The sequence below is a fragment of the Nocardioides sp. ChNu-153 genome (assembly GCF_030466625.1).
Lineage (GTDB): Bacteria > Actinomycetota > Actinomycetes > Propionibacteriales > Nocardioidaceae > Nocardioides.
This window is the reverse complement of record NZ_JADEVT010000002.1, coordinates 284,411-296,876: the sequence shown is the minus strand read 5'-3', so window position 1 is coordinate 296,876 and position 12,466 is coordinate 284,411. Positions and strand designations below refer to the sequence as shown.

Annotated in this window: 10 protein-coding genes and 1 tRNA gene; 5 read left to right on the top strand and 6 right to left on the bottom strand. The window is 73.9% G+C overall.

Features of this window, described 5'->3' with window-relative positions:
* The first annotated feature begins 78 nt into the window (after positions 1–78).
* The gene (locus INN71_RS05295; protein ID WP_277498912.1) at positions 79–750 is read left to right on the top strand and encodes a response regulator transcription factor; all 672 of its coding nucleotides are present in this window, start codon (positions 79–81) and stop codon (positions 748–750) included.
* 109 nt (positions 751–859) lie between these two features.
* Here INN71_RS05295 and INN71_RS05290 read toward each other — a convergent pair whose 3' ends face one another.
* The 5 genes from INN71_RS05290 to INN71_RS05270 all read right to left on the bottom strand — a co-directional run bounded on the left by INN71_RS05290 (position 860) and on the right by INN71_RS05270 (position 4,565).
* On the bottom strand, positions 860–1,354 hold the full coding sequence (locus INN71_RS05290) for a hypothetical protein (RefSeq protein ID WP_277498913.1): 495 nt from the start codon (positions 1,352–1,354) through the stop codon (positions 860–862).
* 208 nt (positions 1,355–1,562) lie between these two features.
* Positions 1,563–1,636, bottom strand: a tRNA-Val gene (locus tag INN71_RS05285).
* A 237-nt stretch (positions 1,637–1,873) separates the two neighbouring features.
* Positions 1,874–2,389: a peroxiredoxin gene (locus tag INN71_RS05280; protein WP_277498915.1), complete on the bottom strand. Its 516-nt coding sequence runs from the start codon at positions 2,387–2,389 to the stop codon at positions 1,874–1,876.
* Positions 2,390–2,435: 46 nt separating this feature from the next.
* Positions 2,436–4,064: an AMP-binding protein gene (locus tag INN71_RS05275; protein ID WP_277498916.1), complete on the bottom strand. Its 1,629-nt coding sequence runs from the start codon at positions 4,062–4,064 to the stop codon at positions 2,436–2,438.
* Between the two features lie 105 nt (positions 4,065–4,169).
* Entirely contained in the window at positions 4,170–4,565 is a 396-nt protein-coding gene (locus INN71_RS05270) for a DUF3052 domain-containing protein (RefSeq protein WP_277498918.1), read from the bottom strand.
* Between the two features lie 236 nt (positions 4,566–4,801).
* On the opposite strand from INN71_RS05270, the gene aceE reads away from it, so the two are divergent.
* Entirely contained in the window at positions 4,802–7,594 is a 2,793-nt protein-coding gene (gene aceE, locus INN71_RS05265) for a pyruvate dehydrogenase (acetyl-transferring), homodimeric type (protein ID WP_301799800.1), read from the top strand.
* Between the two features lie 124 nt (positions 7,595–7,718).
* On the opposite strand, the gene INN71_RS05260 is transcribed toward aceE, so the two are convergent.
* Positions 7,719–8,714 (bottom strand): alpha/beta fold hydrolase, encoded by a 996-nt coding sequence (locus INN71_RS05260; protein ID WP_277498920.1) that lies wholly within the window; start codon positions 8,712–8,714, stop codon positions 7,719–7,721.
* 137 nt (positions 8,715–8,851) lie between these two features.
* Here INN71_RS05260 and INN71_RS05255 point away from each other — a divergent pair, with 137 nt between their 5' ends.
* The 3 genes from INN71_RS05255 (at position 8,852) to INN71_RS05245 (ending at position 12,403) form a co-directional block, all read left to right on the top strand.
* Positions 8,852–10,132, top strand: coding sequence for a CdaR family transcriptional regulator (locus tag INN71_RS05255; protein WP_277498922.1), 1,281 nt, complete (start codon positions 8,852–8,854; stop codon positions 10,130–10,132).
* Between the two features lie 79 nt (positions 10,133–10,211).
* Complete coding sequence (locus INN71_RS05250; RefSeq protein ID WP_277498923.1) at positions 10,212–11,396, top strand: acyltransferase domain-containing protein; 1,185 nt, start codon at positions 10,212–10,214, stop codon at positions 11,394–11,396.
* Positions 11,396–12,403 carry a beta-ketoacyl-ACP synthase III gene (locus INN71_RS05245; protein ID WP_277498924.1) on the top strand — a complete coding sequence of 336 codons (1,008 nt, stop codon included), beginning with the start codon at positions 11,396–11,398 and terminating at the stop codon, positions 12,401–12,403. The genes INN71_RS05250 and INN71_RS05245 overlap by 1 nt, the downstream gene beginning before the upstream one ends.
* The last annotated feature ends 63 nt before the right edge of the window (positions 12,404–12,466 follow it).

Genomic DNA, 12,466 nt, shown 5'->3' with positions numbered 1-12,466 from the left:
CGTCGTACCGCACCGCCACCGCACCACCGCACGCACGCACGACCTGCACGCACCACACGCACCGGAGGAGGACCAGGGGTGGCCAGCATCCTGATCGTCGAGGACGAGCAGCGGATCGCGTCGTTCGTCGCGAAGGGCCTCAAGGCCGACGGGCACACCGTGACGGTGGTCGGCGACGGCGTCGACGGTCTCGACGAGGCGCTGAGCGGCGGCCACGACCTGATGGTGCTCGACATCGGCCTGCCGCGCATGGACGGGTTCGAGGTGCTCGACCAGCTGCGCTCGCAGGGGTCGCGCATGCCGGTCATCGTGCTGACGGCCCGCGACTCGGCCGCGGACACCGTGTCGGCCCTCGACGGGGGCGCGGACGACTACATGCCGAAGCCGTTCCGCTTCGCCGAGCTGCAGGCCCGCATCCGCGCCCGCCTGCGGCAGGTGTCGGCCGGCGGTGGCGAGGCCGCCGCGACGGTGCTCGACGTCGGCGGCGTGCGGCTCGACCTGCGCACCCGCCGCGCCACCGTCGCCGGGCGCACCCTCGAGCTGTCGGCCCGCGAGTTCACCCTCGCCGAGATGTTCCTGCGCAACCCCGGCCAGGTGCTGTCCCGCGAGCAGCTGCTGGACAAGGTCTGGGGCCTCGACTTCGACCCGTCGTCGAACGTCGTCGACGTGTACGTCGGGTACCTGCGCCGCAAGTTCGGCGCCCACACCATCGGGACGGTCCGCGGGATGGGCTACCGCTTCAACTCCTGAGTGCAGGCCCGACAGCGCAGACACGACGGCGCAGGCACGACAGCGCCCCCGCGACCCGTGGTCGCGGGGGCGCTGTCGCCCGGGGGGTCCGGTACGGCGCGGCGCCGCGTCAGTCGTCGCCACCGTCGTCGTCGCCGTCGTCACCGCGGTCGTCGTCACCGTCGTCACCGCGGTCGTCGTCACCGTCGTCGCCGCGGTCGTCACGGTCGTCGTCGTCACGGTTCGGTGCCGGCGCAGCCGGCCGCGGCGCGGGGGCGGGCGTCGACCGGGGCGCGGGCGCGGGCGCCGTCGAGCGGTCGTCGCGGTCGTCGTCGCGGTCGTCGTCGCGGTCGTCGTCGCCGTCCCGTCGCGGCGCCGCGGGGGGCGCCGGAGCCGGTGCGGAGGGGGCCGCCGTGGGAGCAGCCGTGGGGGGCGTGGTGGGGGCGGCCGAGGTCGGTGCCGCGGTGGGCGCGGGGGTGCCGGCGTCGTCGGCGTCGTCGTCACCGACGGAGGTGATGGTGACGGCCTCGGGCTGCGGGCCGCCCGACCCGGGGAGGGCGAGCAGGGCCGCGCCGCACAGGCCCAGCAGGGCGACGACGCCGGGGAGCACGATCTTGAGCAGCATGGGGTGTCCTCTTCTCGACGGACCCGCGGGCCCGGTGGGTGATAGGACGACCTTCCCGCCGCGCCGTTAGACCACCGTGAGGCTTGCGTGAGAGCCCTCTCACCTCGACCGGGGGCCCACCGGGGAGGAACCTCCGGTCGGGTAGTCGGCGCTCCGCGCCGGCCGGAGGGGCGCGCCGTCGGCACAGGACGCCGGCGGGACGGCGGGGTGGGCGAAGAGGGGCTCGAACCCCCGACCTTCCGGGTGTAAACCGGACGCTCTGACCAGCTGAGCTATTCGCCCTCGGGCGGCGCACAGCCTACGACAGCCGGGGGGACGTCACCGACCGGGCCGGACGCCGGGTGCGATCCGGACGTCCGCGAAATTGAATGTCGCGCCGCTGGAGTCTCGGGTCACCAGCGGCGCGACGAGAAGATCATGCAACGGTTGATCGTTGAACTTCCACGGAACGCGGAATCCGTCTCACATCGCGGCCACCGGTCCAGACCGGTGGGGCCGGTCGGGGCCGGTCGGGGCCGCTCAGACCGCGGCGCGCAGCGCGGCGAGGTGCGCGTCGAGGTCACGCCCCTGCGAGCGCTCGTTGTGCACCGCCCACCGCACGACCCCGTCCGGCCCCACGACGTACGACGAGCGGCGCGGGCAGCCGCGCGCCTCGTCGAGCACGCCGTACGCCGACGCCACCGCCCCGTGGGGCCAGAAGTCGGACAGCAGCGGCAGGTTGAGCCCGTCGCGGTCGGCGAACGCCCGCAGCGAGTACACCGGGTCGCAGGAGACGACCAGCGCCTCGGTGTCGAACGTCAGGAAGTCGGCGATGCGGGCCTGGAGACCGCCGAGCTCGCCGGTGCAGACCCCGGAGAACGCGAACGGGATGAAGACGAGCGCCACCGCCTTGCGGTCGCGGAACGACGACAGGGTGACGCTCTGGCCGAACTGGTCGCGCAGCGTGAAGTCCGGTGCCTGCGCGCCGACCGGGAGACCCGGGCCGGCCGCGCCGGCGCCGGGTCCGGGCGGGAGGTCGAGCTGCAGGTCGGGCATGTCGCCCATCCTCGCACCCTCCGCCGGCACCTCCCGCGACACCCGCTCAGCCCGCGTCGAGCTCCCGCTTCAGCACCTTGCCGGTGGCGTTGCGGGGCAGCTCGTCGAGGAACACGATCTCGCGCGGGACCTTGTAGCGGGCCAGGTTGGCGCGCACCCAGTCCTTGAGCCCGTCCTCGTCCACCGAGCCGTCGGCGGTCAGCACGACGAAGGCCCGCAGCCGCTTGCCGAAGTCGTCGTCCGGCACGCCCAGCGCGGCGACCTCGCTGACGGCCTCGTGCCGCGCCAGGCAGTCCTCGACCTCGCGGGGGAAGACGTTCTCCCCGCCGGAGACGATCATCTCGTCGTCGCGACCCTCGACGTAGAGGCGGCCGTCCGGGCCGAACCGCCCGACGTCACCGGACGACATGAGGCCGTCCACGACCTCCTTGGCGCCGCCGCCCGTGTACCCCTCGATCTGCAGGTCGTTGCCGACGAAGATCCGGCCCGGCTCCCCGTCGGGCACCGGTCGGCCCTGCTCGTCGAGGATGCGGATGACCGTGGCGTGCGGCAGCCGGCCCGCCGAGCCGGGCGCCTCCCGCAGGTCGGTGGGGTCGGCGATGCTCGCCCAGGCGACCTCGGTCGAGCCGTAGGTGCTGTAGAGGTTGTCGCCGAAGCGGTCCATCCAGTCCAGCGCGAGGTCGCCGGGCAGCGCCGACCCCGACGACGCGACGACCTGCAGGTGGTCGAGCCGGTGGCGGTCGAGCACGTCGGCGGGCAGCGCGAGGATGCGCTGCAGCATCACGGGGATCACGACGAAGGACGTGCAGCGCTCCTCCTCGAGCAGCGCGAGGGCCTCGGCCGGGTCGAAGCGGCGGCGCAGCACGAGCGTCGTGCCGAGCAGCATGGCGAGCTGGTAGTGCGCGAAGCCCCAGGTGTGGAACAGCGGTGCGGCGACGTAGCAGCGCCACCCGGCCCGCAGCGGCATCCGCGACAGCAGCGAGACCGCCGCCGGCACGCCACCCTGGGGCCGCGGGGCGCCCTTCGGCGTGCCCGTCGTGCCCGACGTGAGGATGATCGTGCGGCCCTCGCGACCCGGCGGGGCGGGCTCGGCGTCACCACCGGCCGCGGTCGCGGCCTCCACGAGCCCGTCGATCGTGGGCGGGGCGTCGGGGCCCGTCGGCTCCTCGTCGACCCAGGCGAGCACGCGCAGCTCGACGTCGACGTCGGCCAGCAGGTCGGTGAACTCCTCGTCGTGCACCAGGACGCGGGGCTGCTCGCGCTCGACGACGTCAGCCAGCTGCGGCCCGGCGAAGGCGGTGTTGAGGTAGAGCACGTCGGCCCCGAGCTTGCTCACCGCGATGGAGGCCTCCACGAAGCCCCGGTGGTTGCGGCACATGAGGGCGACGCCGTCGCCCTCGCGGACCCCCCGCGCGCGCAGGGCCGCGGCCAGGGCGTTCGTACGGCGGTGCAGCTCACCCCAGGTGAGCACGCCCCGCTCGTCCACCACGCCGGGCTGGTCGGGGGCGCGCAGCGCCAGCGTCCGGAACCCGCCCGCCGGCGACGTGCCCCACGCGCGGAGCGTGCCGACGAGACCGGCCAGCACCTTCGGGGAGTACGGGCGGACGATGCCCGACCTGACCAGGACCCGCAGGCTCGTGCCCGCGTCGGACGCCTTCGTCCTGAGTGCGCTCATGACCGACCTTTCCTCGAGAGGGTAGGGCGACCCTACGTGCCGAGGAACGGTCTTGAACAGGAAGTGTCACGCGCTGTTACGCAATCGGGCGCACGGGCCCGCCGATCAGCCCTGGGACTTCGGGGCCACGAGCCGCGTGGCCGACCAGTCCTTGCTGACCGGGGCCGTGGTCGTCTGCGCGAGCCCGGCGACCGGCGCGGCCTCCGCGATGTCGGCAGGGTCCACGCTGCCGGGACGACCCACCTTCGGCGTGAGCAGCCAGATCGCGCCGCCCCCCACGAGGTCGGTCAGCGCGTCGACGAGCCCGTCGACCAGGTCGCCGTCGTCCGCGCGCCACCACAGGAGCACGGCGTCGACCACGGCGCCGTCCGCCTCCTCGACGAGGTCGGCGTCGATCTCCTCCTCGATCGCAGCCCGGAGGTCGTCGTCGCAGTCCTCGTCCCAGCCGAGCTCCTGGATCGTCATGCCCTTCACCAGGCCCAGCCGGGCCGCCGGGCTCATGCCCGCCGTCTGGGTGGATCCACCACCCGGGGTCGCACTCACTGACTCCTCCAGTCCTTCGTCCGCAGTCCCGCGACGGCCTCGTGCCGCAGCGTGCCCCGTAGTCCACCGGGTTTCCGCAGGCTGCGCAACCTCTCCCCGCCGCGTGGCGCGCCCCGGAGGGGCCCGCTGGCCGCCTGGCGGACGTACTCACGGGTAGATTTCTTGCGGGTTCGCCACGTGCGACGATGGCGGGCGTGACCGCTGACTCGACACCCCGACCCGGCCAGTCGCGCTCCACTTCCACGTCCGTGATCCACGAGGGCCTGCCGACCCAGTTGCCCGACATCGACCCGGACGAGACCCACGAGTGGCTCGACTCCTTCGACTCCCTGATCGACGACCGAGGGCGGGAGCGCGCGCGCTACGTCATGCTCCGGTTGCTCGAGCGGGCGCGTGAGAAGCAGGTCGGCGTGCCGGCCCTGCGTTCCACCGACTACATCAACACCATCCCGCCCGAGCGCGAGCCGTGGTTCCCCGGCGACGAGGACGTCGAGCGCCGCATCCGTGCCTTCATCCGGTGGAACGCCGCGATGATGGTCTCGAGCGCGAACCGCAAGGGCCTCGAGGTCGGTGGCCACATCGCGACGTACCAGTCGTCGGCCAGCCTCTACGAGGTCGGCTTCAACCACTTCTTCAAGGGCCGTGACGCCGAGGGCGGGGGCGACCAGGTCTACATCCAGGGCCACGCCTCCCCCGGCGTCTACGCCCGCGCCTTCCTCGAGGGCCGGCTGTCGGAGCAGCAGCTCTACCGGTTCCGCCAGGAGGTCCAGCACGGCGTCGGGGCCGGCCTGTCGTCGTACCCCCACCCCCGGCTCATGCCGGAGTTCTGGGAGTTCCCGACGGTCTCGATGGGCCTGACGGCGATCAACTCGATCTACCAGGCCCGCTTCAACCGCTACCTGCAGAACCGCGGCGTCAAGGACACGAGCAAGCAGCGCGTGTGGGCCTTCCTCGGCGACGGCGAGATGGGCGAGCCCGAGTCGCTCGGCGCGATCCGCACCGCGGCGCGCGAGGAGCTCGACAACCTGACCTGGGTCGTCAACTGCAACCTGCAGCAGCTCGACGGTCCGGTGACGGGCAACGGCAAGATCATCCAGGAGCTGGAGTCCTACTTCCGCGGCGCCGGCTGGAACGTCATCAAGGTCGTCTGGGGCCGCGAGTGGGACCAGCTGCTGGCCCGCGACGTCGACGGCGTGCTCGTCAACCAGATGAACACGACCCCCGACGGCGCCTTCCAGACCTACTCGGTCGAGTCGGGCTCCTACGTGCGCGAGGACTTCTTCGGCGGCGACCAGCGCCTGCGGGCGATGGTCGAGCACATGAGCGACGACCAGATCCGCAAGCTCCCCCGCGGCGGTCACGACTACCGCAAGGTGTACGCCGCGTTCGACGCCGCGACGAAGCACGTCGGCCAGCCGACCGTGATCCTCGCGAAGACGATCAAGGGCTGGACGATCGACTCGCTCGAGGGCAAGAACGCGACGCACCAGATGAAGAAGCTGACGAAGGACGACGTCAAGCGCTTCCGCGACCGCCTCTACCTGCCCATCTCCGACCGCGACCTCGAGATCGCGTACGAGGAGACCGGCGCCGCTCCGTTCTTCCACCCCGGGGCGAAGTCGCCCGAGATGGAGTACATGATGGAGCGCCGCAACCAGCTCGGCGGCTCGCTCCCCCGTCGCGTCAACCGCGCGACGATGCTGAAGCTCCCGGGCGACAAGGTCTACGCAGACCTCAAGAAGGGCGCCGGCAAGAACAAGGTGGCCACGACGATGGCCGCCGTGCGCCTGCTGCGCGACTGGATGAAGGACCCCGAGATCGGCCAGCGGGTCGTGCCGATCGCGCCCGACGAGTACCGGACCTTCGGCATGGACTCGATGTTCCCGAGCGTCAAGGTCTACAACCCGATGGGCCAGACCTACGAGTCGGTCGACCGCAACATGCTGCTGGCCTACAAGGAGTCGACCTCGGGGCAGCTGCTCCACGAGGGCATCTCCGAGGCCGGCGCGATGGCGTCCGCGACCGCTGCGGGTTCGGCGTACAGCACGCACGGCGAGCACATGATCCCGTTCTACATCTTCTACTCGATGTTCGGGTTCCAGCGCACGGGCGACTCCATCTGGGCCATGGCCGACCAGCTCGCCCGCGGCTTCCTCGTGGGCGCGACGGCCGGTCGCACCACGCTCACCGGCGAGGGCCTGCAGCACGCCGACGGCCACTCCCCGCTGCTCGCGGCGACCAACCCGGCGGTCGTGCACTACGACCCCGCGTTCGCCTACGAGGTCGGCCACGTGATGCGTTCGGGCCTCGAGCGCATGTACGGCGCGAGCGAGGAGCACCCGACGGGCGAGGACGTCATCTTCTACCTCACCGTCTACAACGAGCCGGTCGAGCAGCCCGCGGAGCCCGAGGACCTCGACGTCGCCGGTCTCCTCAAGGGCATGTACCAGGTGTCCGCGTCGGAGGCGGAGGGCCCGCGGGTCCGCCTGCTCGCCTCGGGCGTCGGCTTCCCCTGGATCAAGGACGCCCAGCGCATGCTCGCCGAGGAGTGGGGCGTCGCGGCCGACACCTGGTCGGTCACGTCGTGGAACGAGCTGGCCCGCGAGGCCATCGCGTCGGAGGAGTGGAACCTGCTCCACCCCGACGAGGCCCCGCGCACGGCGTACGTCTCGGAGAAGCTGAGCGACTCGTCGGGCCCGGTCGTCGCCGTGTCGGACTACATGGCCGCGGTGCCGCTGCAGATCGCCCGCTGGGTGCCGGAGGACTACCGCGTGCTCGGTGCGGACGGGTTCGGCTTCGCCGACACGCGTCCGTCGGCGCGCCGGTTCTTCCACATCGACGCCCAGTCCGTCGTCGTCGCCTCGCTGCAGGCGCTCGCGGACGCCGGCGAGATCGACCCGGCGCTGGTCCGCAAGGCGTTCGACAAGTACCGGATCGACGACCCCACCGCGGTGAAGGACGTCGCGCAGGAGGGCGGCGACGCCTGACGCGTCGTCGACCGTGACGAGGGCCCCGGGCCCGCGCGGTGGGAGCGATCCCGCCGCGCGGCCCGGGGCCCTCGCCGTCGGCGGGGTTCCGGAGCGAACCGCAGGAAGAGGCGGCGTACGCCGGTCAGGCGCCCCGCACCAGGCGCAGGCGGCGCGGAGCCGGCGGGGCCGGTGCAGGACGGGCCGGCGCCTCGCCGGCCTCGGCCTGCACCGCGGGGACCGTCGGCCCGTCGAGGAGGTGGCGGCGCCAGCGTGCCCGGCTGTGCCGCGCGGGCTCCGTCGTCGCCACGAAGTCCTCGATGACCGCGGCGAACCGCCCGGGGTGGTCCTTGTGCGGGAAGTGGCCCGCGTCGTCCAGGACCTCGATGCGCGCGCCCGGCGCGAGCCGCGCCGCGTTGTCGACGTGGCCCACCGGGATGACCTCGTCCTCGCGCCCCCAGACGACGCACATCGGCAGCGACGCCGTGAGGTAGGCGCGGTCGGCCATGGTGATGATCTGGCCCCGCCAGTCGACGACGCCCCGCACGACGTGCCGGATCGCCGCGCGGGCGCGGGGGTCGCGGAACGACTCGACGATGGCGGCCACCTCGGGCAGGTCGCGCGTGCGGCGCCCCGGCACCCGGCCGAGCACCCGCAGGCCGCCGGTCACCGCCTGCCGCACGCCGGGCGCCGTCAGCACGCCCATCGCCTCGTGGAACCCGGGCGTGGTCACCGCCCGGATCATCGGGCTCACCTCCGGGCCCAGGCCGCCGCTGGCCACCAGGACGAGGCGCTCGGTGCGCTCGGGGAACTGGTACGCGAACTGCATGGCGACCCCGCCCCCGAAGCTGTGGCCCACGACCGTCACGCGGTCGACGCCCAGCACGGTCAGCAGGTCGCGCATGCCGTTGGCGTAGCCGCCCACGCTGTAGTCGGCCCGGGGCTTGTCCGAGCGGCCGTGCCCGAGCAGGTCGGGCGCGATGACGGTGTGGCGCTCGGCCAGCCGCGCCATGGCGGGCAGCCACGTCGTGTGGTCGCAGCCGAGGCCGTGCAGCAGGAGCAGCGCGGGGCCGCTGCCGGTCACCACGAAGGCCCGGCGGTGGCCGTGGACCTCGACGTGCTGCAGCTGGGGTTCCGGCACGGGCCCTCCTCGGGGTGGGGTCGTGCCGGATTCAACCAGAGGTACGTGCGGGGCGCGCGACGACGGGCGGGCGGTGACGAGACCGTCAGCGCACCGTCACCCCGGCGTGACCCGGGCGACGCACTAGGCTGTGGCGGGTGGTCCTCTCCCCGCTCCCCGGCCCCGGCGGGCCCCCGGCGGACCCCTCGGGAGGGACCCGGCCGTCGCCGGAGTCGACGCCCGACGCCGCACTGCGCGCCCGGACCTCCGACGTCCTCCAGCGGGGCGCCGGACGGCTGAGCACCGCGGCCACGGCCCGCATGGAGACCGAGGTGGGCTGGTTCCGCGACCTCTCGGCCGAGGACCGGTCGTGGGTCGGCCTCATCATCCAGGCCGGCATCCGCAGCTTCGTCGACTGGTGGCGGGCCGGTGGGGGCGCGCAGCCCTCGGACGCCACGCTGGCGACCGCCGTCTTCGGCGCCGCGCCACGGGCCCTGGCGGGCGTCATCACCCTCCAGCAGACCGTCGACCTCGTGCGCCTGGGCATCGACGTCGTCGAGGAGCACCTCGACCAGGTGCTCGACCCCGGCGACAGCCCCGCGGTGCACGCGGCGATCCTGCGCTACGGCCGCGAGCTGGCGTTCGCCACCGCGACGGTCTACGCCCGGGCCGCGGAGGCGCGCGGCGCCTGGGACGCCCGGCTCGAGGCGCTCGTCGTCGACAGCATCCTGCGGGGCGACCCGGACGACGAGATGCTCTCGCGCGCCAGCGCGCTCGGCTGGGAGTCGCGTGGCGGGGTGTGCGTCGTCCTCGGCGCGGCACCGCAGGAGCGGGTCGCCCCCGACCTCGTCGGCACCGTCCGCCGTCACGCCCTCACGGCCGCCACCGACGTGCTGTCCGCCATCCAGGGCCACCGCCTGGTCATCGTCCTGGGCGGCGTCGACTCCCCCGTCGAGGCCGCCGCCGCGGTCGTCGGCGAGTTCGGGGCCGGACCCGTCGTGGTGGGTCCGCGGGCCGACGACCTCGCGTCGGCGTACCGCTCGGCGCGGGAGGCGGTGGCCGGGTACGACGTCGCGGCCGCCTGGCCCGACGCCCCCCGGCCCGTGCACGCGCTGGACCTGCTGCCCGAGCGCCTGCTGGCCGGCGACCGCGGCGCCGCGGAGCACCTGCTGACCCGCGTGCACCGGCCGCTGGCGGAGCACCGCTCGGCGCTCGTGGAGACCCTGACGTCGTACTTCGCCCACCGGTCGTCGATCGAGGGCACCGCGCGGGCGCTGTTCGTGCACGCCAACACGGTGCGCTACCGCCTGGCGCAGGTCGCCGAGGTGACGGGTTGCACGCCGACCGACCCCCGGGACGCGTTCACCCTGCAGATCGCGCTCGTGGTGGGCCGCCAACACGGGGCTGCAGCCCGACCGGCGGGTAACCCGGATTTGTAGGGTCCCTCCAACGTCGCCCGCCCCAAGTTCGTCACCATCGGACCTGAATGGTGGGAAGGGCACAAGGCACAGTGGGGGCGTGCTCGTCGTACTGGCCCCCGGCCAAGGCTCCCAGACCCCCGGTTTCCTCCGACCCTGGCTCGCCGACCCCACGTTCGCGACCCGCTTCGACTACCTCGCCAGCGTCGCCGACCTCGACCTCGCGCACTACGGCACCGAGGCGGACGCCGAGACCATCCGCGACACCGCGATCGCCCAGCCGCTGCTCGTCGCCGCCGGCCTCGTGGCCGCGCTCGAGCTCTTCCCCCACCCGTCCGACGCCTTCGCACGCGTGGGCGCCGTCGTCGGCCACAGCGTGGGCGAGCTCGCCGCCGCCGCCGGCGCGCGGGCGATCAGCGCCGAGCAGGCGATGGTGCTCGTGCGGGAGCGCGGCCGGGCCATGGCGGCCGCCGCCGCGGCCACGCCGACCGGCATGACGGCCGTGCTGGGCGGCCAGCGCGACGACGTGCTCGCGACGCTGGAGCGCCACGGCCTCGTCGCCGCCAACGACAACGGCCCCGGCCAGGTGGTCGCCGCCGGTACGACGGAGCAGCTCGCCGCCCTCGCCGCCGACCCGCCGACCCGCGCCCGGCTCATCCCGCTCAGCGTGGCCGGCGCGTTCCACACCCACCACATGGCCCCGGCCGTCGACCGCCTCGGTGCCCTCGCCGCCGCCGTCACGACGCACGACTCGCGCATCCCGGTGATCTCGAACCGCGACGGCCGGGTCGTCCACGACGGCCAGGACGTGCTGCGGCGCATCGTCACCCAGATCGCCAACCCCGTGCGCTGGGACCTGTGCATGGAGACGATGCTCGACCTCGGCGTCACCGGCGTGCTCGAGATGCCGCCGGCCGGCACCCTCACCGGCATCGCCAAGCGGGCCATGAAGGGCGTCGAGACGTTCGCGCTCAACACCCCCGACCAGCTCGACGACGCCCGCGCGTTCGTGCGCAAGCACGGCGAGCGCTCCCTCATCTCCACGACGCCGACGTGGCGGATGGTCGTCGCCCCGGCCAAGGGCACCTTCGAGCGCGACGAGCAGGCCGGCGCCGCCGACCTGCTCGCGCCCCACGCCACGATCGGCTCGATCGTGTCCCTGCGCGACCGCACGCCGGTCACCGCGGCCCACGGCGGGCACGTCGTCGAGTGGCTCGTGGAGGACGGCGACCTCGTCTCCCCCGGTCAGCCCCTGCTCCGCCTGCACCCCGCGGGCGCCGCCTGATGACCGGGCTCGCCCTCGAGGCCGGCTCCGGGTCCCCCCACGCGCGCATCCTCGGCGTCGGCGCCTACCGCCCGCGCCGCGTGGTGCCCAACAGCGAGGTCGTCGACGCGATCGACTCCAGCGACGAGTGGATCCAGCAGCGCAGCGGCATCCGCAGCCGCCGCTGGGCCGACGCCGACGAGACGATCGAGATGATGTCGGTCGAGGCCTCCCGGGCCGCGCTCGCGCAGGCCGGCATCGACGCCCGCCAGGTCGACTGCGTCGTGGTCGCGACCGTCAGCCACATGCTCAACCTGCCGTCGGCCGCGGCCGCCATCGCCCACCGGCTCGGCACCGACCAGGCCGCGGCGTTCGACGTCTCCGCCGCCTGCGCGGGCTTCTGCCACGGCGTGGCCCTGGCCTCCGACATGGTGCGGGCCGGCTCCGCCCGCCACGTGCTGGTCGTCGGCGTCGAGCGGCTCTCCGACATGACCGACCCGACCGACCGCGGCACCGCGTTCATCTTCGCGGACGGCGCCGGCGCCGTCGTCGTGGGCCCGTCCGAGACGCCCGCGATCGGCCCCGTCGTGTGGGGCTCCGACGGCGAGCAGTACGACCTGATCCGCCAGAAGGACGACTGGCGCGACGTGCTCGCCGCCGACGAGCCGGCCTTCCCCTTCATGACCATGCAGGGCGCCGCGGTGTTCCGGTGGGCCTCCTTCACCATGGCCAAGACGGCGCAGCAGGCCCTCGACCGGGCCGGCATCACGGTCGACGACCTCGACGTGTTCGTGCCCCACCAGGCCAACATGCGCATCACCGACGCGATGGCGCGCACGATGAAGCTGCCCGCCACGGTGCGCGTCGCCCGCGACATCGCCGAGGCGGGCAACACCTCCGCCGCCTCGGTCCCCCTCGCGCTCGAGCGCATGATCGCCGAGGGCGAGGCACGCTCCGGCGACATCGCCCTCCTCATCGCCTTCGGCGCCGGCCTGGCGTACGCCGCCCAGGTCGTCGTCCTCCCCTGAGGCGGGAGCGTCCGGTCCGCCGGCCGCTCCCGCCGGCACCACCACCCCTGCACCACCCCTGCA

Excerpts from the sequence above, each read along its gene's own strand:
- INN71_RS05290 (WP_277498913.1), bottom strand. The coding sequence starts at position 1,354 with ATGCTGCTCAAGATCGTGCTCCCCGGCGTCGTCGCCCTGCTGGGCCTG.
- INN71_RS05280 (WP_277498915.1), bottom strand. The coding sequence starts at position 2,389 with ATGCCCGACCTGCAGCTCGACCTCCCGCCCGGACCCGGCGCCGGCGCG.
- INN71_RS05275 (WP_277498916.1), bottom strand. The coding sequence starts at position 4,064 with ATGAGCGCACTCAGGACGAAGGCGTCCGACGCGGGCACGAGCCTGCGG.
- INN71_RS05270 (WP_277498918.1), bottom strand. The coding sequence starts at position 4,565 with ATGAGCCCGGCGGCCCGGCTGGGCCTGGTGAAGGGCATGACGATCCAG.
- INN71_RS05245 (WP_277498924.1), top strand. The coding sequence starts at position 11,396 with ATGACCGGGCTCGCCCTCGAGGCCGGCTCCGGGTCCCCCCACGCGCGC.